This is a genomic window from Ideonella benzenivorans, from assembly GCF_020387415.1.
Classification (GTDB): domain Bacteria; phylum Pseudomonadota; class Gammaproteobacteria; order Burkholderiales; family Burkholderiaceae_C; genus Ideonella; species Ideonella benzenivorans.
On the sequence record NZ_JAGWCB010000010.1, the window covers coordinates 72,008 to 97,582 of the forward strand.

The 25,575-nt window shown below is 68.0% G+C and carries 21 protein-coding genes and 1 riboswitch; of the genes, 8 read left to right on the top strand and 13 right to left on the bottom strand.

Annotation, left to right across the window (positions count from 1 at the left end; all coding sequences use genetic code 11):
• Positions 1–6: 6 nt before the first annotated feature.
• Complete coding sequence (locus KGA65_RS08945) at positions 7–1,203, top strand: hypothetical protein (protein ID WP_225862800.1); 1,197 nt, start codon at positions 7–9, stop codon at positions 1,201–1,203.
• A gap of 8 nt (positions 1,204–1,211) precedes the next feature.
• Positions 1,212–2,186 (top strand): MBL fold metallo-hydrolase, encoded by a 975-nt coding sequence (locus KGA65_RS08950; RefSeq protein ID WP_225862801.1) that lies wholly within the window; start codon positions 1,212–1,214, stop codon positions 2,184–2,186.
• 8 nt (positions 2,187–2,194) lie between these two features.
• Here KGA65_RS08950 and KGA65_RS08955 read toward each other — a convergent pair whose 3' ends face one another.
• The 3 genes from KGA65_RS08955 to KGA65_RS08965 all read right to left on the bottom strand — a co-directional run bounded on the left by KGA65_RS08955 (position 2,195) and on the right by KGA65_RS08965 (position 5,349).
• Positions 2,195–2,827 (bottom strand): bifunctional 4-hydroxy-2-oxoglutarate aldolase/2-dehydro-3-deoxy-phosphogluconate aldolase, encoded by a 633-nt coding sequence (locus KGA65_RS08955; protein ID WP_225862802.1) that lies wholly within the window; start codon positions 2,825–2,827, stop codon positions 2,195–2,197.
• A gap of 42 nt (positions 2,828–2,869) precedes the next feature.
• Positions 2,870–4,711: a phosphogluconate dehydratase gene (gene edd / locus KGA65_RS08960; RefSeq protein ID WP_225862803.1), complete on the bottom strand. Its 1,842-nt coding sequence runs from the start codon at positions 4,709–4,711 to the stop codon at positions 2,870–2,872.
• 89 nt (positions 4,712–4,800) lie between these two features.
• Complete coding sequence (locus tag KGA65_RS08965; protein ID WP_225862804.1) at positions 4,801–5,349, bottom strand: NTP transferase domain-containing protein; 549 nt, start codon at positions 5,347–5,349, stop codon at positions 4,801–4,803.
• Between the two features lie 110 nt (positions 5,350–5,459).
• On the opposite strand from KGA65_RS08965, the gene pdxH reads away from it, so the two are divergent.
• Complete coding sequence (gene pdxH / locus KGA65_RS08970) at positions 5,460–6,098, top strand: pyridoxamine 5'-phosphate oxidase (protein WP_225862805.1); 639 nt, start codon at positions 5,460–5,462, stop codon at positions 6,096–6,098.
• Between the two features lie 20 nt (positions 6,099–6,118).
• Here pdxH and msrA read toward each other — a convergent pair whose 3' ends face one another.
• From msrA to KGA65_RS08985, 3 genes are all read right to left on the bottom strand, one after another.
• Complete coding sequence (msrA, locus tag KGA65_RS08975) at positions 6,119–6,664, bottom strand: peptide-methionine (S)-S-oxide reductase MsrA (protein WP_225862806.1); 546 nt, start codon at positions 6,662–6,664, stop codon at positions 6,119–6,121.
• Between the two features lie 26 nt (positions 6,665–6,690).
• The gene (locus tag KGA65_RS08980) at positions 6,691–10,479 is read right to left on the bottom strand and encodes a DUF748 domain-containing protein (RefSeq protein WP_225862807.1); all 3,789 of its coding nucleotides are present in this window, start codon (positions 10,477–10,479) and stop codon (positions 6,691–6,693) included.
• 301 nt (positions 10,480–10,780) lie between these two features.
• Positions 10,781–12,337 (bottom strand): UbiD family decarboxylase, encoded by a 1,557-nt coding sequence (locus tag KGA65_RS08985; RefSeq protein WP_225862808.1) that lies wholly within the window; start codon positions 12,335–12,337, stop codon positions 10,781–10,783.
• 266 nt (positions 12,338–12,603) lie between these two features.
• Here KGA65_RS08985 and KGA65_RS08990 point away from each other — a divergent pair, with 266 nt between their 5' ends.
• From KGA65_RS08990 to nrdR, 3 genes are all read left to right on the top strand, one after another.
• Positions 12,604–13,539: a lytic transglycosylase domain-containing protein gene (locus KGA65_RS08990; RefSeq protein WP_225862809.1), complete on the top strand. Its 936-nt coding sequence runs from the start codon at positions 12,604–12,606 to the stop codon at positions 13,537–13,539.
• An 11-nt stretch (positions 13,540–13,550) separates the two neighbouring features.
• Positions 13,551–13,706, top strand: a riboswitch (ZMP/ZTP riboswitch).
• A gap of 62 nt (positions 13,707–13,768) precedes the next feature.
• Positions 13,769–15,019, top strand: a complete 1,251-nt coding sequence (gene glyA, locus KGA65_RS08995; protein ID WP_225862810.1) for a serine hydroxymethyltransferase — start codon at positions 13,769–13,771, stop codon at positions 15,017–15,019.
• Positions 15,020–15,141: 122 nt separating this feature from the next.
• Positions 15,142–15,585, top strand: a complete 444-nt coding sequence (nrdR, locus tag KGA65_RS09000; RefSeq protein WP_225862811.1) for a transcriptional regulator NrdR — start codon at positions 15,142–15,144, stop codon at positions 15,583–15,585.
• Between the two features lie 30 nt (positions 15,586–15,615).
• Here nrdR and KGA65_RS09005 read toward each other — a convergent pair whose 3' ends face one another.
• From KGA65_RS09005 to KGA65_RS09035, 7 genes are all read right to left on the bottom strand, one after another.
• Positions 15,616–16,053: a type IV pilin protein gene (locus KGA65_RS09005; protein ID WP_225862812.1), complete on the bottom strand. Its 438-nt coding sequence runs from the start codon at positions 16,051–16,053 to the stop codon at positions 15,616–15,618.
• A gap of 20 nt (positions 16,054–16,073) precedes the next feature.
• Entirely contained in the window at positions 16,074–19,886 is a 3,813-nt protein-coding gene (locus tag KGA65_RS09010; protein WP_225862813.1) for a pilus assembly protein, read from the bottom strand.
• Between the two features lie 40 nt (positions 19,887–19,926).
• On the bottom strand, positions 19,927–20,478 hold the full coding sequence (locus KGA65_RS09015; protein WP_225862814.1) for a pilus assembly PilX family protein: 552 nt from the start codon (positions 20,476–20,478) through the stop codon (positions 19,927–19,929).
• Positions 20,479–20,501: 23 nt separating this feature from the next.
• Entirely contained in the window at positions 20,502–21,353 is an 852-nt protein-coding gene (locus tag KGA65_RS09020) for a PilW family protein (protein ID WP_225862815.1), read from the bottom strand.
• A gap of 10 nt (positions 21,354–21,363) precedes the next feature.
• A complete protein-coding gene (pilV, locus tag KGA65_RS09025; RefSeq protein ID WP_255650495.1) occupies positions 21,364–21,870 on the bottom strand; it encodes a type IV pilus modification protein PilV in 507 nt (168 codons plus the stop codon).
• A 35-nt stretch (positions 21,871–21,905) separates the two neighbouring features.
• A complete protein-coding gene (locus tag KGA65_RS09030; RefSeq protein ID WP_225862817.1) occupies positions 21,906–22,490 on the bottom strand; it encodes a GspH/FimT family pseudopilin in 585 nt (194 codons plus the stop codon).
• Positions 22,491–22,575: 85 nt separating this feature from the next.
• Positions 22,576–23,154, bottom strand: coding sequence for a GspH/FimT family pseudopilin (locus KGA65_RS09035; protein WP_225862818.1), 579 nt, complete (start codon positions 23,152–23,154; stop codon positions 22,576–22,578).
• Between the two features lie 156 nt (positions 23,155–23,310).
• Between KGA65_RS09035 and ribD the strand changes: the two genes are divergently transcribed.
• Both ribD and ribBA read left to right on the top strand, forming a co-directional pair.
• Positions 23,311–24,450 carry a bifunctional diaminohydroxyphosphoribosylaminopyrimidine deaminase/5-amino-6-(5-phosphoribosylamino)uracil reductase RibD gene (ribD, locus tag KGA65_RS09040; RefSeq protein WP_225862819.1) on the top strand — a complete coding sequence of 380 codons (1,140 nt, stop codon included), beginning with the start codon at positions 23,311–23,313 and terminating at the stop codon, positions 24,448–24,450.
• A 20-nt stretch (positions 24,451–24,470) separates the two neighbouring features.
• Positions 24,471–25,571: a bifunctional 3,4-dihydroxy-2-butanone-4-phosphate synthase/GTP cyclohydrolase II gene (gene ribBA, locus KGA65_RS09045; protein ID WP_225862820.1), complete on the top strand. Its 1,101-nt coding sequence runs from the start codon at positions 24,471–24,473 to the stop codon at positions 25,569–25,571.
• Positions 25,572–25,575 lie beyond the last annotated feature (4 nt).

Sequence of the window (25,575 nt, forward strand, 5' to 3'; positions counted from 1 at the left end):
CCTCTGATGATCACGCTGCGACACCTCGCCACCGCGCTGCTGCTGGCGGGCAGCCTCACTGCCGTGCAGGCCCAGAGCCTGCGCCCTGAAGTCGGCAAGCCGCTGCAACAGGCCAGCGACCTGCTGCGCGCTGGCAAGGCCCGGGAAGCCCTGGCCAAGGTCAACGAAGCCGACCGTGCCGGCAACAAATCCGCCCAGGAAACGCTGATGATCGAGCGCATGCGCGGGGCCGCCGCCCAGCGCGCGGGCGACAACGCCACGGCTGCCAAGGCCTTCGAGGCGGTGTTCGCCTCCGGCAAGCTGAACACCACCGAACAGGGACAGATCGCCGAATCGCTGGCCTTCGCCTACTCCCAGCTCAAGGACAACGCCAAGGCCAGCCAATGGGTGCAGAAGGCCCAGGCCCTGGGCAACAACAGCGCCCAGCTCAAGCAACTGGCGGCCTATCTGCAATCTTCCAGCGGCGACTACAACGCGATCGCCAAGAGCGCTGCGGCGGCTGTCGCCGCCGCCGAACAGGCCGGCAAGCGACCTGAAGAGGCCGACCTGCTGCGCCTGGCCGATGCCTACCAGCACACCAACAACGCGGCCGGCCAGTCGGCCGCGCTGGAAAAGCTGGTCGCCAACTATCCGAAAAAGGACTACTGGGCCGCGCTGCTGGGCCGCCTGCAACGCAAGCCGGGCTTCTCGGATCGCTTCGGCATTGACGTGCTGCGCCTGAAGCTGGCCACCGGCAACCTCAGCAGCGCCAACGACTACATGGAGCTGGCCCAACTGGCGATGCAGGCCGGCCTGCCCAGCGAAGGCAAGGCCGTGGTCGACAAGGGTCTGGCCGCCGGCATCCTGGGCACCGGCGCCGAGGCGACCCGCCACAAGCGGCTGCTGGACCTGGCGGTCCAGCAGGAGAAGGACGGCAAAGCCGCCATCGCCAACGAAGTGGCCCAGGCCCGCGACGGCAACGCCATGGTCCAGGCCGGGACCCGGCTGGTGTCCTACGGCCAGCTGGATCAGGGCATCGCGCTGATCGAGCAGGGGATTGCCAAGGACCAGCTGCGCAAGCCCGCCGACGCCAAGCTGCGCCTGGGCCAGGCTCTGCTGAAGAAGAACAAGGCGCGCGCCCTGCAGGTGCTGCGCAGCGTGCAGGGCGCCGACGGCGTGGCCGACATCGCCCGTCTGTACGCCATCCTCGCCAGCCAGTCCTGAGGTCTGCCATGACGTCCATGTCTCCCCTGTCGGCCGAATCGGATGGGGTCGTGCCACTGGGGCATGGCGTCTACCAGGTGGACACTCTGTTCCACCGGGCCCATTTCGATGCGGCCTACCTGGTGGTCGATGACGGCCACGCGGCCTTCATCGACACCGGCACCGGCCTGGCCGTGCCCCGCCTGCTGGCGGCCCTGGAAGCCCTGGGGTTGCGCCGCGAGCAGGTGGACTGGGTGATCCCCACCCATGTGCACCTGGACCACGCAGGCGGCGTTGGCCCGCTGATGCAGCAGCTGCCCGCGGCGCGCGCGCTGGTCCACCCCCGGGGGGCCCGGCACCTGATCGACCCCAGCGCGCTCTACCAGGGCGCCCTGGCCGTCTATGGCCAGGAGGAGATGGACCGCTCCTATGGCACCCTGGTGCCGGTGCCTGCCGAGCGGGTCGTTGAAAGCGAGGACGGCCAGCAGCTGCCGCTGGGCCAGCGGGTGCTCACGCTGATCGACAGCCCGGGGCATGCCAAGCATCACCACGCGATCTGGGATCCGGTGTCGCGCGGCTGGTTCACCGGCGACACCTTCGGCCTGAGCTACCGTGAACTGGATGTCGACGGCCAGCCCTGGGTCCTGCCCACCACCACGCCGGTGCAGTTCGACCCGGCCGCCCTGCGCCAGACCATCGCCCGGCTGATGGCCAGCCAGCCCGAGTGCATGTACCTCACCCACTATGGCCGCTGTGCCCCGGTGGAGCCGATGGCCCGCCAACTGCTGGGTCTGCTGGACAAGGTCGAGACCCTGGGTCTGCGCCTGCGCCACGCCCCCCAGCGACACGAGGCCCTCAAGCAGGGCCTGGCGCAGATCTACCGCGCCAGCCTGCTGGCCACCGGCAGCACGCTGCCCGGGGCCGAGATCGACCGCCTGCTCGACATGGACATCGAACTCAACGCCCAGGGCATGGGCGTCTGGCTGGACCGCCTGCCCGCCTGAACCGCCCCTCAGCCCGGGGGGCGCAGCGCACTGGCCTGCCGGGCCAGGGCCGTGATGCGGGCCCAGTCGCCAGCCCGCACCGCCTCCGACGGGGTCAGCCACGAGCCGCCGCAGACCCGCACATTCGGCTGCGCCAGGTAGCTGGCCGCATTGCCGATCTGGATCCCACCAGTGGGACAGAAAGCCACATCCGGGAAGGGCCCGGCCAGGCTCTTGAGCATCGACACCCCGCCAGCGGCCTCGGCCGGAAAGAACTTCAGGAAGCGAAAGCCCGCCTCCAGCGCCGCCATCACCTCGGAGGGTGTGGCCACCCCCGGCAACAGCGGCAGGCCCTGGGCCTGGCAGGCCTCGGCCAGCACCGGGGAAAAACCCGGGCTGACCGCGAACTGCGCCCCGGCCGCTCGGACGGCCACCGCATCCTGCGCGGTGCGCAGGGTGCCCGCCCCCACGATGGCCTGCGGCACCGCCCGCGCGATGGCTGCGATCGACGGCAGCCCGGCCGGGGTGCGCAGAGTCACCTCCAGCACCCGCACGCCGCCGGCGACCAGTGCCTGTGCCAGCGGCACCGCGTCTTCCAACCGTTCCATCACCAGCACGGGAATCACGGGGCCGGAGACGGCCAGTTCCAGGGTGTCCAGCATGGTCAAGGCTCCTGCGGTCGAAAAAAAGAAGAAGGGGCCAGCTCAGGGCTGGGCCGCTGCGGCGGGCAACCAGGTGCAGGCACCTTCCTCGGCCGTGCCCACCCGCTGCCGGAATCCGGCGAACAGCTCCCGCCCCCAACCGTGCCCGGATTCGGCAGCCAGCGCGGCAGGCCGGGGGGCCGGCGTGCGCGCAGCCCATTCCTCGGCCGGGACCAGGGCCTCCAGCGTGCCGCCCTCGGCATCCAGCCGGATGCGGTCGCCATCCCGCACCCGGGCCAGTGGCCCGCCGGCCAAGGCCTCCGGGCTGACATGGATCGCTGCCGGTACCTTGCCCGACGCGCCACTCATTCGGCCATCGGTCACCAGGGCCACCCGCTGCCCCCGCCCCTGCAGCACCGCCAGCGGCGGCGTCAGCTTGTGCAGTTCGGGCATGCCGTTGGCATGGGGCCCCTGGAAGCGGACCACCGCGACGAAATCCCCCGTCAGTTCGCCCGCCTGGAAGGCCGCCTGCAAGGCCTCCTGGCCGTCGAACACCCGGGCCGGTGCCTCGATCACATGGCGGTCTGGCGGCACAGCCGACACCTTGATGACCGAACGGCCCAGGTTGCCGGTGAGCAGCTTGAGCCCCCCCACGGGTGAGAACGGTGCCGCCACCGGACGCAGCACCTGCTCATCGCCGCTCTGCGCGGCAACGGGGCGGTGCTGCACCCGACCGGCCGCATCCAGTGCGGGCACCGTGGCAAAGGCTTCCAACCCGCGGTCGGTCACGGTGGCCACCTCGCCGTGCATCAGCCCGGCCGCCAGCAGTTCGCGGATCACGAAGGCCGTGCCGCCTGCGGCCTGGAACTGGTTCACGTCGGCCGCGCCGTTCGGATAGACCCGCGCCAGCAGCGGCACCACGGCCGAGAGGTCGGCGAAGTCGGTCCAGTTGATCAGGATGCCGGCCGAGCGGGCCACCGCCACCCAGTGGATCAGATGGTTGGTGGAGCCACCAGTGGCCAGCAAGGCCACCATGGCGTTGACGATGCAGCGCTCATCCACCTGGTGGCCGATGCAGCCGCCACGCGCCCGCTGCGCCAGCAGCGTGGCCACGGCCTCGCGGGTGAGCGCCTCGCGCAGCGGCGTGTGCGGGTGCACGAAGGCCGCCCCCGGCACATGCAGCCCCATCGCCTCCAGCAGCATCTGGTTGGAATTGGCGGTGCCATAGAAGGTGCAGGTGCCCTCGCCGTGGTAGGCCGCCTGCTCAGCCGCCAGCAGCTCGGCCCGCCCCACCAGGCCCTGGGCCGCCTGCTCACGCACCTTGGCTTTGGCCTCGTTGGACAGGCCGGACGTCATCGGCCCGGCCGGCACGAACACACAGGGCAGATGGCCGAAGTGCAGCGCACCGATCAGCAGCCCCGGCACGATCTTGTCGCAGATGCCCAGCAGCAGCACGCCGTCGAACACATCGTGCGACAGGGCAATGGCCGTGCCCATCGCGATGGTGTCGCGCGAGAAGAGCGACAGCTCCATGCCGGGCTGCCCCTGGGTCACGCCATCGCACATCGCCGGCACACCGCCGGCCACCTGGGCCGTCGCCCCCGCAGCGTGCGCCGCCTGGCGGATCAAGTCCGGAAAACACTCGTACGGCCGGTGGGCCGAGAGCATGTCGTTGTAGGCGGTGACGATGCCCAGGTTGGGTGCGCGCTCGGCCACCACCCGCAGGCGATCGTCCCCCGGCATGGCCGCAAAGGCATGGGCCAGGTTCGCACACCCCATGCGCTGCACGCCGGGCGGCCGCTGCCGCAGGGTGTCGACCTGCCGCAGGTAGGCGCTGCGGAGATCGGCACTGCGCTCGCGGATGCGGTCGGTCACCGCGGCAAGAACGGGGTGCAAGGTACTCATGGCAGGCATCCGTCACTGGCGCCGGCCACAAAGCGCAACCGGTCGGGCCATTATTGAGGTGCCGCCCCTCAGGGTCAAACCGGAGGCCTTCAGTGCCGGCCCAGCACCGCCGGGTCGTCCACGCTGATGCTGGCCGAGGGGTAGCGGATCAGCAGGCGACGCGCCGCCCCGGGGCCCCGCAGCTGCACCAGCTCCGAGAACAACTCGGTGCCGAAGCCCACTGGATGGCCCCGGTGCCCCCGGTGCGAGGCACAGGCCACCGCATGGTGCTGCAGCGCCCCGGCCACGGCCAGCAACAGGGCCGGGCCGACCATCGGCATGTCAGCCGGCAGCATCAGCCAACCATCGGCGGTGGCCCGCGCCGCCACCCCGGCGGCGAGGAAAGTGGTCGTGCCATCCGCGTCTTCGGTGGGAGGATCCACCACCAGCACGTCGCGCCGGGCCACCCAGCGCCCGGCCTCCTCGGCCAGCTCGGGCCGGGTCACGGCCAGCACGGGCAGACCACTGGCCATCGCGTTGTGCAGCGTGTGGACCAGCACGCTGTGCAGCCCCTGGGCCTCGGACGGGCGGGCATGGAGGCCGTGGCGGTGCGAACCAGCTTGCACGCCCAGCACAAGGACGGTGGGTGTTGGCGGCATGGCAGGATGAAGACCCGGAAGGCAGAACAGGCCTTCAGCTTCGGGCCCGGCCCGGTTGCCGGCAATGGGAGCATCACTTAAGGCCCCACCCCAGGGCCTACACTGTCGGTATGAGTGACCTCGGACATCTGCGAAAGAGCTACGAACGCGACGTGCTGGAGGAGGCGCAGGCGGCGTCGGCCCCCTTGCTGCAGTTCGAACAGTGGATGAAGGAGGCCCTGGCCTCAGGCGTCGTCCCCGAACCCAATGCCATGACGGTGGCCACCGTGTCCCCCGAAGGCCGCCCCTCCACCCGGGTGGTGCTGGTCAAGGCCTTCGATGAGCGGGGCATTGTCTGGTACACGAACTACCACAGCCGCAAGGGCCGCGAGTTGGCCGGCAACCCCTATGCCGCGCTGCAGTTCCACTGGGTGGAGATGGAGCGCGTGGTGCGCATCGAAGGCAAGGTCGAGAAGGTCAGCGATGCCGAGTCGGACGCCTACTACGCCTCCCGCCCGCTGGATTCACGGCTGGGTGCCTGGGCCTCACCGCAGAGCGAGGTGATCAGCTCCCGGGCAGTGCTGGTGGCCAACGCAGCCAAGGCCGCCGCCCAGCACGGCCTGAACCCGGCCCGCCCGCCGCACTGGGGCGGCTTCCGGCTGGTGCCGGACACCTGGGAGTTCTGGCAGGGCCGCAAGTCCCGTCTGCATGACCGGCTGCGCTACCGGCTGGTGGACGGCGTCTGGCAGCGGGAGCGGCTCGCGCCCTGAAAGCAACGCCCGCGGACGATTCAACCCGGCTCGCGCAGCAGATGGGCCAGCGTGTGGCGGAACTTCTCGACCTTCGGGGCGACAACATAGGCGCAGTAGCCCTGCCCCGGGTGCTGGGCGAAGTAGTGCTGGTGGTAGGCCTCGGCCGGCCAGAACTGCTGCAAGGGCTGTAGCTCCGTCACCACCGGGTCCGGCACGGCCTGCTGCACCTCGGCCAGCACGGCTTCGGCCACGGCACGCTGGTCGTCCCGCTCCAGGTAGATGCCGGAGCGGTACTGCGTGCCCACGTCATGCCCCTGGCGGTTGAGCGTGGTCGGGTCGTGGATCAGGAAGAACACTTCCAGCAGCTCACGCAGGCTCACCTGGCGCGGGTCGAACACCAGCCGGACCACCTCCGCATGGCCGGTGGTGCCGCTGCAGACCTGTTCGTAGCTGGGGGACGGCAGCCGACCGTTGGCATAACCCGAGGTCACCGACTGCACGCCCCGCACCTGTTCGTAGACCGCTTCCAGGCACCAGAAACAGCCGCCGGCCAGGGTGATGGTGTCGTGCGCATCGGTGTTCATGGTCTGCAAGCCCTCGGGGTTGGGAATCAACGGGTGGCCAGGCTGAGTTCGGCGCTGGGCTTCCAGGCCGAAGCACTGTCCCCCCCGGAAGCCGGGGCCGCCGGGGCATGGGCCCGCGGCGCGGCCAGGAACAGGCGCTCGCTGGGCAGCCCGCGGGCCAACAGCGCGTCACGCACCGCGATGCCGCGGGCCAGCGCCAGCTGCCGGACCACGTCGTCATTGACCGGTGCGGCCTTGCGCAACAGCGCCTCCATCTGGGCCACGGGAATGTCCTTGGCCAGACCGATCAGGTTGCGCGGCTTGCCAGGCAACTTGGTGTCGGCATAGAGCTGACGCACCAGGGCCTCCCGCTGCGCGGGGGTCAGGGCCGGCAGGACCGCGTCGGGCGCCTCGCCCTCGCGCAGGGCCCGACGCCGCTGTTCGGCCAGCACGCGCTCCTGCACCCAGGCCGCCTGCACGGCATCGTGCTCGGCCGCCAGGTCCGCCGTGCCGGTCACGGTCATGCGCAGACCGGGACGGTCTTGCAGGGCCTTGGCCACCTTGTCCAGGGCCGCATCCGACCCCGTGACCAGCGTGGCCGTGCCGGGGACGAAGGCCACCTGGCTCAGGTCGGGCCCGCCGCCGCCGGTCAGCAAGGCGAAGGGCGCTGTCACCGCCTTCACCAGCAGATTGACGATCACCTTCACGATCAGCCCGCCCACGCTGAACTGCGGGTCGTTGATCGAGCCGCTGATCGGCAGGTCGAGGTCGATCACCCCGTTGCGGTCCTTCAGCAGCGCCACCGCCAGCAGCACCGGCAGCTTGGTGGCGTCCGGGCTGTCGATGTGCTCCCCGAAGGTGAGCTGGTTCAGCACGATCCGGTTGCGCGCATCGAGCTTGCCATCCGGGTCGATGCGGTAGCCCACGTCCATGGTCAGCTTGCCGCGCTCGATGGCGTAGCCGGCGTACTTGCCGGCATAGGGCGACAGCGGTGCCAGCTCCAGGTCGCTGGCCCGGGCGTTCAGATTCAATGCCAGGGGACGGGCCAGCGGATTGACCTCGCCCTGGATCTCCAACTGCGCGGTGCCGGCCGCCCGCCCGCTGAGCTGGACCGTGGCCATCTGCGTCGCATCCGAACGGAAGGCACCAATGTGGCCGTTGAGCTCGGTCAGGTCCGCCCGGTAGTTGGGGCGGATGAAGTGGTCCTCGAAATCCACCCGGCCCCGGGTGAGCTCCACCCCGCCGACGATGATCTGGGCCGAGGAACCGGTGTCAACCGAGGCTGATCCCCCTGCCGCGGCCGAGGCCCCCGGGCGCACGGCGACCGCCGAGGCTGGGGCCGCCGCGACCACGACCGGCGCGGCGGTCGCGCCCTCCGGCGGTGCCAGCCCCGCCGCGCGCCGCGCCGCCAGGTCATTGAGGTTCAGATGGCCCTGCTCGGTGACCACCAGCCGGGCGAAGAAGTCCGACAGGCGGACCTGCCCCACTTCCACATGGGGTGCCTGCCCTGGGGTCAGGCGCAGGTCCAGCCCCTGCAGGCCCAGCGCCTGCCAGCTCAACAGTTCATCGGCCTCGGAAGCTGTGGCATTGCCCCCCCCCAGGCGGCTGTTGAGCCGGAAATCGTTCATCCGGGCCTCGCCCTGGATGCCCAGCGCCAGCCCGGTGGGCTTCCATTGCGCACGGGTCTGCAGCCGGGCACTGGCCACCGCGTGGTCCACCGACACCGGCCAGCCGCCATCCAGATAGGCCGCGGCCGTGGACAAGGGCAGTTGGTCGGCGCGAACACGGCCCTTCCAACCCCAGGGTGCCAGGCCCACCTGTCCATCCCAGCGCAGCGTGCCAAGCTTCTGGGCACGGCCCGCCGCCAGCCAGCGCAACTCACCCTGCAGCGGCAGGGCCGCCCCCTTCCCGGCCGGCCATTGCAGGCTGCCGGCCCGCAAGCCGATGCCATCGAGCTTGATGAGAACCGGTTCGGTCCCGGTGGTCTCGTCACGCCACTGCAGCCGCCCCCCTTCCAGATGTGTCTTGGCCAGGGTCAGGTGCCAGGCCGCGCCATCGTCCGCAGCCGACCGGGTGGCCGGCCCAGGCCGGGCAGCGGGCGCGGCCGGGCCCCGCTTCAGCCACTGGGCCAGGTTGATCTGCCCCTTCGCATCGCGGGCCGCCTGCACGACCGGCTGGGCCCAGCGGAGCTCCCCCACCGAAACCGTCCGTGCGCCGGTGTCCAGGGCCACGTCCTGCACCGCCAGTTGGTCCCAGGCCAGCGCCGTCCGGCGGGCACGGCCCTCGCCTTCGTTCACCTTCCAGTGGTCCAGCGTCACGGCCGGCAATTCCACCTGCAGCGGCTGTGCTCCCGGCTCGCCCTGCCAATGGAGCTTGGCCTGAGCGCTCAGCGTCCCCTCCAGCTGCGGGACGATCCAATGGGCCAGGTAAGGCTGCCAGGCGTTGACGGCCCAGCCATCGGCCTTCACCGTGACCTGGCCCGCGGCTCGGCTGATCTCGGCCTGGGCCTGGGCCTCGCCCACGGGCTGGGCTGCGCTGCCAGACAGGAGCTGCCAGCGCACGTCCAGCCGGCTCGGATGGGCCGCCTCGGCCAGCGGCCAACGGCCATCGTGCAGCGTCAGGTTCGGCACGGCCAATGTCCACTGACCGGCCGGGCGCACCGCCCCATCCTGGACCGCCAGTTGGGCGTCCTCCAGTGTCAGCTGACCCAGCGCCAGCTGCCAGGCGGGCGCGGTGGGGGCCGCTTGGGCGGCCGAAGCCGAGGGCTTGGGCGGCTGAACCTGCACTGGTGCCGCAGCCCAGGACTGCCAGTTCCAGCGGCCTTGCGCATCGCGCTGGGTGGCCACCCGCAGGCCCTTCAGGCTCATGGTCTTCACGTCCAGCCGGCGCTGGGGCCAGGCCAAGGCATTGAGCGAAACCTGCAGATCTTGCAGGGTCAGCGCCCGCGCCTGCGCCGGTGCCTGCACGCTCAGCCCCTGCAAGCCCAGTTGCCCTGCCACCCGCCAGCCCAGCCCCTGGGGACCCTGTTCGATGCCCAGCGACAGCTCCAGCGTCAAGCGCCCTTCGGTCGGACGCAACGGCAAGCTCGCAGGCAGGTAGGGGGTCCAGCGGGCCAGGTCCAGTTGATCCAAATGCAGATGCACCTGCTCCGGCCGCTTGGGGTCAAAGGGTGTCAGGCGGGCGCCGGTGTCGAAGCGGCTGCCATCCAGGTCGAACCTCAGGCGCGGCTGCACCTCGGCCGTCTCGTCCGACTGGCTCAGCGTCGAGATGAAGGGCAGGTCCAACTGGAGACCGCTGAGCTGGTGCTTCTGGGCCAGCGGACGGTCATCGAAATCGACGCGACCATCCAGAACCTGCAGGTTGTAGAGCGCAAAGCGGGCCGGCTCCGAGGAGGCCGGCTGGGACGCTGGGGACTGCCAGCGCTTGAGCAGATCGTCCACGTCGTAATGCCCGTTCGCCGTCCGGGCCAGCTGCAGGTGGGGCGATTGCAGCACCAGGGTCCGCACCACCGGAGCCCGCTGCCACAGCGAGGCGGCGCTGAGCGCCAACGACAGTTCGTCCACCGTGAGCTGAGGCGCTTGGCCAGCCTGGGCGGCGCCCACCTGCAGCCCCGTCACCCGCAAGCGCAGGGTGAAGGGGTTGAACCGCACGGCTTGGACCTGGACCGGACGCCCCAGCGCCTGGGGCGCATAGGTCTGCACCGCCCACCGCAAACCCCAGGGCACAGCCAGGGCCGCCAAGATGGCCAGGGCGAGCAGGGTGACCAGCGTGACGGTCAGGCGACGCCGCCAGCCAGGGCGAAGACAGGTGGACGAAACAGCGGAGGCAACAGACATGAGAAACAGGCACAACCCGGAGATGACCGTCACTATAGGCCCCTCCCGCACCCGCTTGGCCCATCCCTGTCGGGCCTGTTCGGAGCCAGCAAAGACAAGGCCCCTCTGCACCCAAAGGTTCAGAGGGGCCCGGGGTGAGATGCTCACCCATCGGGGCACAGACGAGAATCGGGCCTGGGCCCCAAGGCACGCCGATGGCGCCTTCGAGGATCGCCTCCGAAGAGGCCTGCACAGCGTACTGCGGTGGCCCCCGCTTGGCAACACGCGACACCTCCGCACAGACCCTGGTCTGCGCGGTGGATCAGCCTCCCGCCATCAGGCGGTCGAACAGGACATCCATCCGCTGGCGCACCGAGGCGTCCATTTCGATCGGCCGGCCCCACTCGCGCGAGGTCTCGCCGGCCCACTTGTTGGTGGCATCCAACCCCATCTTGCCGCCCAGGCCGCTGACTGGCGAGGCGAAGTCCAGGTAGTCGATCGGTGTCTGCGCCACCAATGTGGTGTCGCGCACCGGATCCATCCGGGTGGTGATCGCCCAGACCACTTCCTTCCAGTCGCGGATGTTCACGTCCTCGTCGGTCACGACGATGAACTTGGTGTACATGAACTGCCGCAGAAAGCTCCACAGCCCGAACATCACCCGCTTGGCATGGCCGGGGTAGGCCTTGCGGATGGAGATGACGGCCATGCGGTAGCTGCAACCCTCGGGCGGCAGGTAGAAGTCGACGATCTCCGGAAACTGCTTTTGCAGCAGGGGTACGAAGACCTCGTTCAAGGCGACGCCCAGCACGGCCGGCTCGTCAGGCGGCTTGCCGGTGTAGGTGGAGTGGTAGATCGGGTCACGCCGGTGGGTGATCCGGTCGATGCGCAGCACCGGGAACCAGTCCTGCTCGTTGTAATAGCCGGTGTGGTCACCATAGGGCCCCTCCAGCGCATGCAGGTAGCCCCCGATCTCCTTGGTGGGCACACCATGCTCGCTGTGCCCGGTGAACCCCGCCGGGGCGGTGGGGATGTGCCCCTCCAGCACCATCTCGGCCGTGGCCGGCACCTGGAGCTTCAGCGGGCCTTCCCCCACCTGGGTGTCGGCCAGTTCGGTACGACCACCGCGCAGCAGGCCGGCAAACTGGTACTCGGACAGTGTGTCCGGCACCGGCGTGACCGCGCCCAGCGTGGTCGCCGGGTCGGCCCCCAGCGCCACCGCGATCGGAAACGGCTGCCCCGCGTTGACCCGACCGAACTCGCGGAAGTCCAGCGCCCCGCCCCGATGCGCCAGCCAGCGCATGATGACCTCGTTGCGGCCGATCACCTGCTGACGGTAGATGCCCAGGTTCTGGCGCAGGCGTGGCTGCAGCACCGTTTGTGGCCCCCGCGTCACGACCAGGCCCCAGGTGATCAGCGGGGCCGCGTCCCCTGGCCAGCAGTGCTGGATCGGCCAGCGGCTCAGGTCCACCGCGGCCCCTTCGATCACCACCTCCTGGCAGGCTGGCGATCCCACCTTCGCGGGCTTCATGTCCCAGACCGCCTTGGCCATGTCCCAGAGCTTGCCGGCCTCGCGCAGGCTGCGCGGTGGCTCCGGCTCCTTCAAGGCAGCCAGCAGCCGCCCCACCTCGCGCAGGTCGGTCAGCGTCTCGGCCCCCATCCCCAAGGCGACCCGCCGCGGCGTGCCAAACAGATTGGCCAGCACAGGCACGGTGTGCCCGGTCGGCTGCTCAAACAGCAGGGCCGGTCCCTCGGCACGCAAGACCCGGTCCGCCAGGGCCGTCATCTCCAACCGGGGCGACACGGATTGGGACACGCGACGCAGTTCCCCTAGCTGGTCGAGGCCCTGGATGAAGCCTCTCAGATCACGATATTTCATACATTTAAGTTATGAAAGATAAAGCTCATATACTTGACCGGTTATTTTTGCTCTTCCTACAATCCCGGCTGTCAACTCAAGTTCCAGGTTTGCCCGCGCCCCGCCCTGGGGTGCCGTGACAGGGAAACCTTCCGTTCTGACGTGAAGGCCGGCGAGCACAAGCCCCGGCACCGCAGAGCATCCGATTATCGCCACCCTGGTCTGACCGACGGCGCGATGCCGCACAGACCCGCGAATGGGTGACGACCCGAGAAGAAAGGAAGGACATGACTGAACCGCAATGGTGGCAGCGCATGACCGACGCAGTGTCCCGCAGCACAGGAGTGTTCCTGCGCGATGTGGGCCGCGGACTGCTGGATGTCAGCCACAACATGCTGGCGCTGGTGGGATTGGTGGTCGTTTCGGCCGCCATCTTCCTGGCCGGCCGGGCTGACCTGCGCGCGTCCATTGAGCAGCAGGCCTATGGCTGGCTGCAGGCGCGCTTGGCGCCGCAAGATGGGGCCGATGCCGGCGACGACACCGAAGACGTCCAGATGCCGGAAGACCCCGGCACGACCAGCCTGGCCAACGCCATGGCCATCGACCCCAAGACTCTCAGCCGGCAACAGGTGGTGGTGACCAACTGGCTGGCCCGCCGCTACAAGGTGGCGCCAGAGCCCGTGGCGCGCCTGGTGCAGGAAGCCTGGCACGTCGGTCAGCGCACGGGCATGGACCCGACCCTGATCCTGGCCGTGGTGGCCGTCGAGTCCAGCTTCAACCCCTTCGCCCAGAGTGCTGTGGGCGCCCAGGGGCTGATGCAGGTGATGACCCGCGTGCACAACCAGAAGTACCAGGCCTTTGGCGGTGCCTTGACGGCCTTCGACCCGGTGACCAACCTGCGGGTGGGTGTCCAGGTGCTGCGCGAGTGCATCTCCCGTGCCGGCGGCGTCGAGGCCGGTTTGCGCTACTACGTGGGAGCGGCCAACGCCGACAACGATGGTGGCTACGCCGGGCGCGTGCTGGCCGAGCAGGACAAGCTGCGCCGGGTGGCGGCTGGACAGAAGATCTCGGTGAACGCCCAGAATGCCGTGGCGGCCGCAACCGCACCGCCCGCACCAGCGTCCCACGCCGACCTGAACGCCGCCCCCGCGCCGGCCAAGAGCGAGCCGCCGGTGGGCCACCTGCAGGACAAGAACGACCATGTCGCGCTGGTGACGGGCTGAAGTTACACTAGCAGCCTTCACGCAACTGGCGATAGAAGGTGGTCGGCGGGCACCGATGCTCACCGCCCCGCCTGCGAGGTGGATCACCACCGGGAAGCGTGAAGCCCCCGGGCGCCGCGGATGCGGCCCACGGGGTGATCGATCTGCCGTTCGCCTGGGCAACCCGCACCTGCTTTTCGTTGACACGCAGGCCGCCGGGTGAACTCGCCCCGACTTGAAGGAAGCTTCCATGTTCGACCGTACCCAATCGACGATCGCCAACGTCGACCCCGAGCTGTGGGCCGCGATCCAGGCCGAGAACCAACGCCAGGAAGAGCACATCGAGCTCATCGCCTCGGAAAACTACACCTCGCCCGCCGTGATGCAGGCCCAGGGCAGCCAGCTGACCAACAAGTACGCTGAAGGCTACCCCGGCAAGCGCTATTACGGTGGCTGCGAGAACGTGGACGTGGTTGAGCAACTGGCCATCGACCGCGTCAAGCAGCTGTTCGGCGCCAACTTCGCCAACGTGCAGCCCAACTCCGGTTCGCAAGCGAACCAGGCCGTGTTCTTCGGCCTGCTGCAGCCCGGCGACACCATCATGGGCATGAGCCTGGCCGAAGGCGGCCACCTGACCCACGGCATGCCGCTGAACATGTCGGGCAAGTGGTTCAAGGTCGTGAGCTACGGCCTGGACGCCAACGAGGACATCGACTACGCCGCCATGGAAGCCCTGGCGCGTGAGCACAAGCCCAAGCTGATCATCGCCGGCGCCTCGGCCTTCGCGCTGCGCATTGATTTCGCGCGCTTTGCCAAGGTGGCCAAGGAAATCGGCGCCTACTTCATGGTGGACATGGCCCACTACGCCGGCCTGGTGGCTGCGGGCGTCTACCCGAACCCGGTGCCGCATGCCGACGTGGTGACCTCCACCACCCACAAGAGCCTGCGCGGCCCGCGTGGCGGCATCATCCTGATGAACCACGAGGACATCGCCAAGAAGATCAACTCGGCGATCTTCCCAGGCATCCAGGGTGGCCCGCTGATGCACGTCATCGCTGGCAAGGCCGTGGCCTTCAAGGAAGCGCTGAGCCCCGAGTTCAAGGCCTACCAGGAACAGGTGGTCAAGAACGCCAAGGTGCTGGCCGAGACCCTGATCTCGCGCGGCCTGCGCATCGTGTCCGGCCGCACGGAAAGCCATGTGATGCTGGTGGACCTGCGTCCCAAGGGTCTGACTGGCAAGGAAGCCGAAGCCATCCTGGGCGCCGCCCACATGACCTGCAACAAGAACGGCATCCCCAACGACCCGCAAAAGCCGATGGTGACCAGCGGCATCCGTCTGGGCACGCCAGCCATGACCACCCGCGGCTTCAAGGAAGAGCAGGTGCGCGCCACCGCCAACCTGATCGCCGATGTGCTGGACAACCCGCATGACGAAGCCAACATCGCCCGCGTGCGCGAGCAGGTGGCGGCCCTCACGCGCGACTTCCCGGTCTATCGCTGAGTTGTGCCAGGGAGCGGCAGGCGCTGCCCTCCCCAGCATGAACGCGGGCCCGCCAACGCCAGACGTTGGCGGGCCCGTCGCCTATCCGGCGCCAGTCATCCTCATTTGAGTCGGAGCCTCCCATGCGCTGCCCCTACTGTGCCCACGACGAAACCCAGGTCGTCGAAACCCGCGAATCGGATGAAGGCGATGTGGTGCGCCGGCGCCGGCGCTGCACCAAGTGCGACAAGCGCTTCACCACCTACGAACGGGCGGAAATCTCGCTGCCCGCGGTCGTCAAGCGAAGCGGTGCCCGGGTGGAGTTCGACCCGGCGAAGCTGCGCGCCTCGATGACCCTGGCGCTGCGCAAGCGGCAGGTGAGCATCGAACAGGTGGATGCCGCCATCGAACGCATCCAGGACAAGCTGCTGGCCAGCGGCCTGCGCGAGATCCCGTCCACCCGGGTCGGCGAACTGGTGATGCGCGAGCTCAAGCGCCTGGACAAGGTGGCCTACGTCCGCTTTGCCTCGGTGTACCGCAGCTTCGAGGACGTAGACGAGTTCAGCCGCCTGATCAAGGAAATCTGAACCCGCGCCGTCACGGCCCGACGCGCAGGCTCACTGCCAGCACTGCGCCGTCGTGGCGTCAGTGTCCTGCCCCTTGGCGCCGGTGCTCGTCAGGGTCAGGGTGCCGCAGGGGTCACCCGACTGGGTCGGCTCGGCGCTCAGCGTGTAACCCTGGCCGGTGCCCGAGATCTCCACCGAGATCGTGTAGTACTTGGCGCTGTCCGAGGCCCCCGCCGGCGAAGTCGTGAGGTTGCCCGGCAGCACCGCGCCGGTGTAGCCCTGGAGGCTGGTGCTGTAGTAGCGCTGCATGAACTGCTCGGCTTGCAGCAGCACCGTCTCCGCATCGGCACGCCGGCCCTTGCGCACCTGACTCACATAGCTCGGGTAGGCCACGGCCGCTAGGATCGCCACCACGGCCACCACAATCATCAGTTCGATCAGGGTGAAACCGCGGTGGGCCGAGGGCCGGTCAACGACAGAGTTCGACATAGGGTTCCTGGCTCGCTGGCTCATGGCGTGGGCGGGTTGAGGATTTGACGCCAGACGCGGTCGGTGATGACATTCCCGGCGGGCCGCGGCGGCCCGGGCACGCAGAGCTCCTCGGCCTCATTGCTGGTGTTGACGATCACGGTCAAGCAGAAGCCCTCGCCGCACTTATGGCCCGGATCAGGCAGGCACTGGGTGACATTTGGCTGATCGCCCACCACCCCCTCCTGATTGGACAGCAGCTTGTCGATGCCGTCCGCCGTACTCTTCATGCCGGCCACCACCGTGTCGGAACCGTTGACCACGCCATCCCCATTGGTGTCGAACACCGGCGAGGTCAGCGCCGCACCGCTCACGGCGTCCACAATGAAGTTGTAGCCAGTCCCCACGTTGCTTTCGCACATGGCCGCCGGTGCCGCCGGCACGATGGAGCTGAAATAAACCACGCTCAGGATGCTCTGCGGGGCGTAAACCACCCGCTGACCGGCCATGATGTTCAGGTCCAGGTACCAGCCCTTCCTGACGGTCCAGTCCACCGCGTTCGACGACAACTTGTAGTAGGTGTTGGTCACGGTCTTGCCGTTCGCTGTCTGGTCCACCGTCACGGGATGTTCCGTGTCAATGGTCTGTTGAACCAGCACGTTGCGCTGAGGGGCGGTCACCCCGTTGAACGGGCTGACGGTTCCCCCAGCAGCCCCCCGGGCTGTGGAATCCCACACCCCATAGAAAGACTGCATGCCGGTGCTGGTGGCATCGGCCGCATCAAACAGCTTGCCGGTGCCGAACAGCACCACATAGCCCTGGGTCGGGTGCGCCATCACAATCGGCGCTGCCGTGATGGGCTGCACATTGTTCGCGCCATCCTGGGCCGTGAACAACGGCGCCCCACCAAACGACACCTTCCAGGTTGACGTGTCCGTCCCGTCAGTGAAGTCGAAGCGCCACAGATTCCCCAGCAGATCCCCCGCATAAGCGGCGTACACCTCCTGGTGCGAATTGCGCAGCAGGTACACCCCACCCAGCCCATTGCCCGTGCCGGTCGGCACCTGGATCGACTTGACCACGCTGCCGGTCTGCACATCGACAACCAGCAGCGCCGCACGGCCATTCGCGCTGTACGGGCCATTGCCAATGAAGGCATACCAACCGGACTGCCCCGCCAACTTGCCCCCCTGAATGGGACCGACCCGCATGTCACCCTGCACATAGCCCAGGTCGTTGTCGGTCAGCTCCCACTGCACCGTGTTGCTGCCCAGAGCACCGGTGGGGTCGGTGGTGGCCAGGTTCAAGGCAAACACCCCTCGTCCGCCCGCCCCCATGCTGCCCACCAAGACATTGGTCCAGCGTGGGCTGTTCTCGCCCTGCGGGGTGATGTAGGCATCGGACTCCACCGTCGGGCCGTCGACGAAGAAATGATGGTAGTTCGTCGTGGTGCCATAGGTCTTCGACGCCACCAAGGACAGGTTCGGGAAGCCGACCCGCGGCACATAGCCGAACAGTTCCTTGCCGTCGCTGCCGCGGAACAAATGGAAGATGCCCGCATTGGCCCCCACCGCAACCACCCCCTCGGACCGGGCCGCCTTTTGGGCCAAATAGCCGGCATACCCGGCGTTCCAAGTGGTATCGCTCAGCTTGTCATAACCCAGATTCACCAAGTTCTTGACATAGACCGGCGGTGAATTGATGAAATCGCCGAGCAACTGGCCGCCACGTGAGCGGAAGGTCTTGGCTGCCCCCTCATTGCTGGTGTCGCCCCGGATGTAATTGACCAACGCGTCACCGTCAAAACCCGAAGAGCCCACGATCAGGCTCTTGTCAGACGTGCTCAGGCCGTTGACCGAAAAGGCCTCGGGAGACGAACCACTCCAGGTGAAAAGATTGCGGCTGGCCAGATCCGGCAGCACCTTCGAAGCCTGCCACACGGGCGCGGCATTGGCCCCGCCCAGCACGCTGCCATTGGTATCCAAGCGATAGGCCAGGACATCACCCGTCCACGCCCCGGAGCGATAGGTCGGGACGAACTTGATGTTGTCCTGCACCAGGGTGGAGGCCACGGTTGCTACACCGGCTTCCCGTCCGTCATTGCCCACGGCCTTGCCAAAGGCATTGGACAAGGCGTTTGTCAGTTCGGTCACATTTTTGGCAGACGCAAAATCGCCCCCGGTATTAACCGCCGCATGCCAGAGATCGTCAATTTTTTCTGGATTTGAAGTGTTCTGGCCTGGAAGAGGATCTGGCCAACCAATGGTGCCATTGGCCAGCTGCGCCAGCGTCGATGCCTTTGCGGCATCCGTGGAGGCATCCAAAGTCCCCTTGACGCCGATCCCCACCGTGAATTGGCTCAAATGCTGCCAGAACGCAATATCACCATCCACGGGCGTGATGTTGTTTGCAATACTGGTATCCAAGTCCCGGATATACCATCGCATGGCTGCATCCGCCAGCGTATTGGAATATTTTTTTGGCGCGTCACTGTAAGGACGCCCCGGAACGTACTGATAAGGCGTATAGCTGTTGGGGTTTTGTCCAGGATTGGTGGAACTATAGGGATAACTGTAGGTATTGGTCGAAGTGTCCAGATCCCCTGCCGCAGTGTAATCGTCGTTGTAATAACCATCCGTGGTCAGCACATTGACAGACCGCCGGCAAGCCAAACGTTCATTCCCAGGCGCCGTTGTCGCCCCAGGCACCGTGGCCCATGGGCTGTAGGCATCGGATTTCCGGTTGTAGAAATACCCGCCCACGGCATCCACTGCCGTGCGCAGCGGCGTCCCCCCGGTGGATTCGATGCTCTGAACACCCGTGAGCACCTTTCCCAACCAGTTGGCATCCAACTGGGCCACACCCAGCTCAATCACCTTAAAGGACGCGGAACCGCCGCCCTCGACGGTAGAGGCAGAAGTCTTGTTGATTCGCCCCCATCCCGCCCTCAGTTGATCCTTGAAATTGGTGAAGGACTCCGAAATGGCCGCCTTGGCCATGAACTCTCGCATCCGGTAGTAGGAAAACCAGTTGGCAAAGTTCTGCAGCTCCTGCTTCTGCGTGCACTTGACCTGCTGCCCACTGGCATCCCGGCAATCATCCCGCCCAGCCGCCGACACCGCTGGGGCATGGCTTCCGTTTGTCGCATTGACGTTATAAGCGGTGTAGCTGCTAGTTTTGGTTGGGTCCGCACCGGCCTTCAGCCGATATACCAGACCAGGCGCAAATTGCCTTGACTTCTGCCCATCGTTCACGATGGTTCTGGCATCCGTGCACCACGTCCCGCCGGTAATCGTTTTGGTGGTGACCAGGTTGTAGGTCCCAGAAACCAGCCCCGCAGGATCCCAAGGAGCTCGAGTGGCATCGATGATATTGCCCCGGCGGACGAAGACCCCACTGCCGTTGGGAGTGGGATTCACCCAAGGCAGGTAGTGAATGTCTGGGTTGTAGTAGATGGTGTTGACGTCCGGCGACCGAAACTGCATCTGATACACGTATCTCGCAGTGGGCTCGGCCGGCGCAACACAAGGTTCGTAGTTATAGGTACCCTGGGGAGTGCTAACCCGTTTGCGCGGATCACCCGGAAAGGCCCCAGCCCATTGATCAAACACGGTCACCGAATAGCCGTTGAGCGTGAAGGCCCCTTCCGGCATGGCGTCAAACAGCATCGATCCCGAATCGTCGATCGTGATCATCACGTTCGGCGGAGGCACAGCCCCTGCACTGCTGGTCAATGGACTCTGCGAAGGCTCTGTGGCGCCTGCCACGGTCGCGGCAAGGGCCGCCAGGCTCAGGGCCAAGGGGCCTGCCCACGTCGGCCGCTGAAGAAGGAAATGGCGAAGGGTCGTGCTCATGAGACGTCTCCCCAGGAACGGCGCGGTGGCCATTCCGGCTTCAGTTGATGCGTGAGATGGACTGGAGCCAGACGACGGAACCGGCCGTCGTTCGCCCCTGGGCGTCCTGTTGGAAATCCGGGCTGAATCCGCGGGCCGTCACCAGCAGGGCCTGGGTTGTGCCATCGTTCAGCACGGTGTATTCCGCCAGGCACTGCGGGGGGGGTGGCTTGATCGAGCTGTCCGACGACACCAGCACCGAATTGGGCACCGTGGTGGCCACGGCGCCGACCCCAAACCAGTTGGAGAACGTGCCCCAACGCGTCGGCAGCCCATCGGCCGGGTTACCGTTATCGTCCGGCAGTGGCGGCAGGATGGCAAAGCCAGCAGTACCGCAATTGGGATAGGTGGCTGGATTGACCACATGGCCCGAACACCGTTCGCAGTACCGCAAAGCCAGCTCGGCGTACTGCTGCGCCTGGGTTTGTGCGCGGGCGTTGTTCGCGATCAGATCGGAGGTCAGCGCCCCACGCATCACCGCCACCGACATCAGCGCGATGATCACCAGCATCACCAGCGCGACGATCAGGGTTGCACCCCGCTGAGAAGCCACCGCAGTGGCAGATCGCCTCGAGTTCACAGCGCGGTCCCCCGGCGGTTCTGGATCAGGAAGGTGGAGGTGAACGCCCGGTACATGTACCGATCGCCCGCGGCTGGCGTGGTGGCGGCTGCGAAAGGATCGCAGCCCTGGTAAGCCGTCGGTGCAGTCAGCACCGGGTCGGCACTGCGCACGATCAGGCACACCCGCACCGACACCACCTGGGGCCAGGTGCCGGCTGCTGTGACCTCCGTCGCCGTCTTGTAGGTGCTGGCCACGTTGGCACCAGGGGCCGCCACCCCGTAGGTGGCCTGCATGTCACTGATGTTCTCCACCAAGGCCTGCCCACTGGCATTGCCTGGCCCCCGACAGAACAGCGCCCCATTGGAAATGTAGAAACGGCTGTATTGCAGGTAATAGCCGCTTGTCAGCGCCAGCGTATTGCCCAGGCAATCCAGTGGCACCTTCACCCCAGCCACCGTCTTGGTGATGCTGTTGAACTCGTTGGCCTCGAAGGCCACGGCCAGCGCATTCCGGCCCGTGGCTGCGCAGGTGAGCTGGTCAATGTCTTTGGACAGGTCTGCAAAATCAGTATCACAACCCCGAACCCAGTTGTCGGTCACGGCGTTGCGGGTGAACCCGGTGCCGGCGCCCACCGGCCCCCCTGTCGGCGCGCTGTAGGCCGCATTGCTCACCTGCGTGCGCAAGATGCCCATGGCGGCGCTGGCGTCCTCGGTGATCTGGGCCAGGGCCCGCCCCACCTGGGTCGTCTGGCTGGCGCCCTGGTAGCTGGCGTACATCGCCGCCAGCACCACCAGACCGATGGCCAGTGACACCATCAGCTCGACCAATGTGAAGCCGCGCATGCGCGGCAGGGAATGCCCAGACATCATGCGTCCTCTACAGGCCGATCCGGAAATGCATGCAGCGCGGCGCCGCTGCGGTGGAGAATTTCGGGGGGCAGGCCGATGCACCGGCCACATTGCTCGCATTGCCCACCACGTTGGTACCTTCCGCGTCGGGGTCCCGCCAGATCACCCACAGATCGAACAAGGTGCTGTCGGCGTCGGAGGGACTGATGTAGCCCGTTCCGCTGGGAAGAGACTTGTAGAGCGTGGCTTGCCAGGCGGCCAGATCCACGGCCGCCATCTCATCCTTGGTGCAGGCATCCGGATTGGCACAGGCCGCCTCGGCAGGCGCCCCCAGCGCCAGCGTCGCATTGTTGAGAAAGTAATCGGCCCGCCCGGTGTAGTTGGCCCGCATGCGGTCGGCCATATCCGCCGCCAGCAAGGTGGCCACGGACCGGAACTCGGTGGTCTTGCCGAAGCGCGTGGCCACCCCCAGCAGCCCCGCCATCGCGAGGATGCCCAGAGACACCACCAGGATGGCCACCAGAACCTCGATCAAGGACGCACCGGCAACCCGCCGGCGGGACACCTGCCTCAGCATATGTTGCCACTCCCCTTCTTGACCTGGATCTGCCCGGCCACCGTCACGCAGACGTGCCGCACATTGGAGGTGTAGGTGCTGCTGCTGGTGTCCGCCACACGGGGCGTCACGGTGAACTTCATCACGCCACCGGCCAAGCCATTGGCCTCGAAGGTCACCGCCGCGGTAGCGCTGTCCTCAGCCAGCCCGCCCACCTTGGAAGTGGGGCTGCCCACCCGCAACACCACCTCATGGGCGCCCACGTCCACATCCCGGTCGTTGTCGACAAAGATCAGCCAGCCGCTCTTCCAGTCCGATCCATGACAGTTCGGGCTGGCCGCATTGGGATCGTTCGTCGCACAGATGGTGACCGGTGCCAGACGCTTGAGCGACTCTGAACGGGCCAGCCGCAGGGCCTGCCACAAATCGTCGGCCGCCCCTGAGGCGGCCCGTGCGGCCACGAATGACTGCATCGCCGGTGCGGCCACGCTCATCAAAATGACGGCCACCGCCACCGTGACCATCAATTCGATCAAGGTCACCCCCCGGACGCGGACACGTGCCGGAGTGAACGAATGGGGCACAGACAAGCAAACCATCTTCACATGGTGCCCCAAATGTTCCCGCGCGCGCAGCGGGCTGGCGATGAACGGCACACGCCAGCGGACAAACGGTCACCGCCACTCAGGCGCAGTCGTCGGCCTCGGTCTGGCGGACTCGCCCGGGCTTGTTGACGCACACCAGCAGGCTGCCAGGCACCCCCCGGCTGTCCGGCGCAGCCCCTGGCGGCACAAAGCGGAAATGCGAGGCCGCGTTGCTGGAGAACCCCTGCGCATGGAAGGTCAAGGCCTTCACCGTGGCCGCCACGCTGCCCGCCGCGGCCCGCTGCAGGTGCACCATCAGCACCGGGTCATCGACCTCTCGGATGCCGGTGTTGCCCCGGTCGATGAACACCAGCCAACCGGTGCTCCAGTCGCGCCCGCTCTCCAGACACTGCGGCTCGCCGGTCGGCACCGATTCAGGTGCCAAGGCGCACAGGGTGACGGTCTCCCCGCGCCGCAGCGCCTCTGATCGCGCCCGGTGCACCCCTTGGCGGAAGGATGCCGTCTCGGCCGCCACGGCCTGCCGGTGCTGCATCGCCACCATTGAGGGCACCGCGATCCCCATGATCACCGCGGCCAGGCTGGCCGTGACCATCGTCTCGACCAGCGTCACCCCACGGGCCACGCGACGCCCGCCCTTGTTCCCCCACTTGCCAGCCATCAATTCCCCCCTTGCGGTGTGTCTGATGGGCCGTACAGCGCCCCCTTGTCGGTTTCCGAGACACATTGTGTGAACAGGGATCGCTTCGGTCATCCCTCCGCGGTAGTCCCACTTTCGGGGGGAGAATGCGCCGCCCGACGCCGGATCCCTGCCGCCATGAACCCCGCCCTGCCCCCCGAGTTCTCCCCTGCCGACGCAGCCTGGATGGCGCGCGCCCAGGCCCTGGCCGAGCAGGCGGTGGGCCTGACGGAGCCCAACCCACGGGTCGGCTGTGTCATCACGGCAGCGGATGGCACGGTGCTGGGCGAGGGCCACACCCAGGCGGCTGGCCAGGCCCACGCGGAAGTGATGGCCTTGCGCGCCGCGGCCGCCGCCGGTCGGGACGTGCGCGGCGCCACAGCCTATGTGACGCTGGAGCCCTGTGCCCACCATGGCCGCACGCCCCCCTGCTGCGACGCCCTGATCGCCGCCGGCGTCGGACGGGTGGTGGTTGCCGCGGGGGACCCGAACCCGCTGGTGAACGGCCAGGGGCTGGCGCGGCTGCGCGCCGCCGGCACCACCGTGGTCCAGGCGAGCGCGCCCCATGTCGAAGCCTGCGAGGCATTGAACATTGGCTTCTTCCACCGCATGCGCACCGGTCGCCCCTGGGTGCGGCTGAAGGTCGCCGCCTCGCTGGACGGCCGCACGGCGCTGGACAACGGCGTCAGCCAGTGGATCACCGGCCTGGACGCCCGGCGCGACGGCCATGCCTGGCGCCGCCGCGCCGGTGCCCTGCTCACCGGCGTGGGCACGGTGCTGGCGGATGACCCCCGGCTGGATGTGCGGCTGGTGCCCACGCCGCGTCAGCCGCTGCGCGCCATCGTGGACGCCCGGCTGGACACGCCGCCGTCCGCCCGCCTGTTCGAGGCTGAAGGCCCGCTGGTCTTCTATGCCGCCGCGCCCGCCCCGGAGCGGGTCGCGGCCCTCACAGCCCAAGGTGCCGAGGTCATCTTGCTGCCCGCCACCGCCGGCCGGGTGGACCTGGCCGCCGTGCTCGCCGACCTGGCGCGCCGGCCGATCAACGAGCTGCATGTGGAAGCGGGCCCCCGCCTGAACGGCAGCCTGATCAGCGCCGATCTGGTCGATGAGTGTCTGGTCTACCTGGCCCCGATGCTGCTGGGGGCCGGGCGCGGCATGGCCGCCCTGCCCGCGCTGACGACCCTCGACGGCGCCTGGTGCTACGCCTTCCACGACCAGACCCCGATCGGGGCCGACCTGCGCCTGCGGCTGCGCCGGCGGACCCGCACGCCAGACTGACGGCCGCCTACAATCGGGGGATGCCCATCTCCCCTGTTCCCGAGCTGGTGGCCGAGCTGGCCGCCGGTCGCATGGTGATCCTGGTTGACGAAGAAGACCGGGAGAACGAAGGCGACCTGATCCTGGCCGCCGACCATGTCACCCCGGATGCGATCAACTTCATGGCCAAGTACGGCCGTGGGCTGATCTGCCTGACGCTGACCCGCGAGCGCTGCGAGCGCCTGCAGCTGCGGCCGATGACCGCCCACAACGGCGCCCCGCACGGCACCGCGTTCACCGTGTCGATCGAGGCGGCCGAAGGCGTGACCACCGGCATCTCGGCCGCCGACCGCGCCCGCACCGTGCGGGCCGCCGTGGCCCGCGACGCCAAGCCCAGCGATCTGGTGCAACCCGGGCACATCTTCCCGCTGCAAGCGCAGGACGGCGGCGTGCTGATGCGCGCCGGTCACACCGAAGCCGGCTGTGACCTGGCTGGCATGGCGGGCCTGACCCCAGCCGCCGTGATCTGCGAGGTGATGAACGACGACGGCACGATGGCGCGGCTGCCCGAGCTGCAGCGCTTTGCCGAAGAACACGGGCTGAAGATCGGCACCATTGCCGACCTGATCCAGTACCGCAGCCGCAACGAGACGCTGGTGGCCCCCGCGGGCCGCCGCGTGCTGCAGACGCCGCAAGGCGAATTCGACACCCATGTGTTCCGCGACCGCACCGGTGGCGTGCACCTGGCCCTGACCTGCGGCCAGTGGGCGCCGGGCGAAGAGGTGCTGGTGCGGGTGCACGAGCCCCTGTCGGTGCTGGACCTGCTGGACGCCGGCCCTTGCGCCCACTCCTGGCCCCTGCCGCAGGCGCTGACCACGTTGCAACAGGCCGGCAAGGGCGTGGCCGTGCTGCTCAACTGCGCCAAGGACAGCAGCGAGCTGCTGCTGGACCGCCTGCTGCCCGGTGAAGGCGACCACACGCCGCACGCCTTCGACCTGCGGACCTACGGCGTGGGCGCCCAGATCCTGCGCAGCGTGGGTGTGACCCGCATGAAGCTGCTGGCCAACCCGCGCCGCATGCCCAGCATGACCGGCTACGGGCTGGAAGTGACCGGCTTCGTGCGCCCCAACGAACAACCCTGACCCC